1 protein-coding gene is annotated in these 1,148 nt (G+C 62.5%); it reads right to left on the reverse strand.

The features are described 5' to 3' along the window. A partial coding sequence (locus EOL86_15375; protein ID NCD26950.1) for a TonB-dependent receptor occupies positions 1 to 1,148 on the reverse strand: 1,148 nt, incomplete at both ends.

Below are 1,148 nucleotides of genomic sequence, written 5' to 3' on the forward strand. Positions count from 1 at the left end.
TCGATCATGTTGTCGATGTCGGTCCGAAACACCGTCAGGCCGCCGTGAAAGGCTTCGTATTCGCCCTCGACGCCGAGTTCGTAGCTGGTCGATTCCTCTTCCTGGAGGTTCTCGTTGGCCTCATGGACCACCTTGCCCTTCTGGCGCTGGGAGGTGACGTACAATTCGGACAGGGACGGCGCGCGGAAGCCCTGGCCGAAAGAGCCTTTGAGGCGCAGGTTATCCATGACGGCGTACACCAGGGACGCGCGCGGCGACAGATGATCCCCGAATTCGGAATGGTTGTCGTAGCGTAGGGACACGACCAGGGTCAGGGGATCAATGATCTGGTACTCGTCCTGGACAAGAACACTGTAATTGTCGACGTGCTCGTCGGTATCGACCCCGGCCTGGGTGTCGTCCAAGCCGTCACGGCGGATTTCGCCGCCCAGGGTCAGCATGTGATCGGACAAAAGAAGCGCCGAATACCGGGCTTCCAATTGATTGGTGGACTGTTCGGTGGTCCGCTCGCCGGACGCGGCATACGGCGTGAACCCGATTTCGTCCTCATATCCCGAATGATTGGCCCGGAGCATGAGGGTTTGCGTGTCCGCGAATTGGGCGTCGTACTGCAGGAAGTACCCCTGGCGCTCCTCGTCGGCCTGACGCTCGCGCGTTCGGCTTTCGTAGACCTGGTCCCCGGCATGGGTGTTCTGCATGTATTCCGCGCCAGCGGTCAGGGTCTGCGTTTCGGTCAGATCAACGGCCAGTCGTGCGGCCAAAAAGGCCGGATCGGCGGAAAATCCGTCATCCGGGGCGTCGCCATTTTTATCCCATCCGGCCTGGTGATTGGCTTCGGTGGCGAGCAGGGCGTGAACCCGGTCCGTGCCTCCGCCGACATAGCCGCCCACCGTAAAACCCTGGTTTTCCCCGTTGACCTGCCCGCCGTATTGCCCGCGGAGCTTGGCCGTCCACTCCGAAGGGGCCTTTTTGGTGATGATGTTGACCACGCCGCCCAGGGCGTCGCTGCCGTACAGGGCCGAGGCCGGGCCGCGCACAACCTCGATGCGTTCGACCATGGTCGTGGGGATCTGGCGCAGGTCGATCATGTCGTTGTAGCCGAAGGCCAGGCGGCGGCCATCGAGCAGGACCAGGGTGTGCTTGCTCCG

The sequence above is a fragment of the Deltaproteobacteria bacterium genome, assembly GCA_009930495.1.
GTDB lineage: Bacteria > Desulfobacterota > Desulfovibrionia > Desulfovibrionales > Desulfomicrobiaceae > Desulfomicrobium.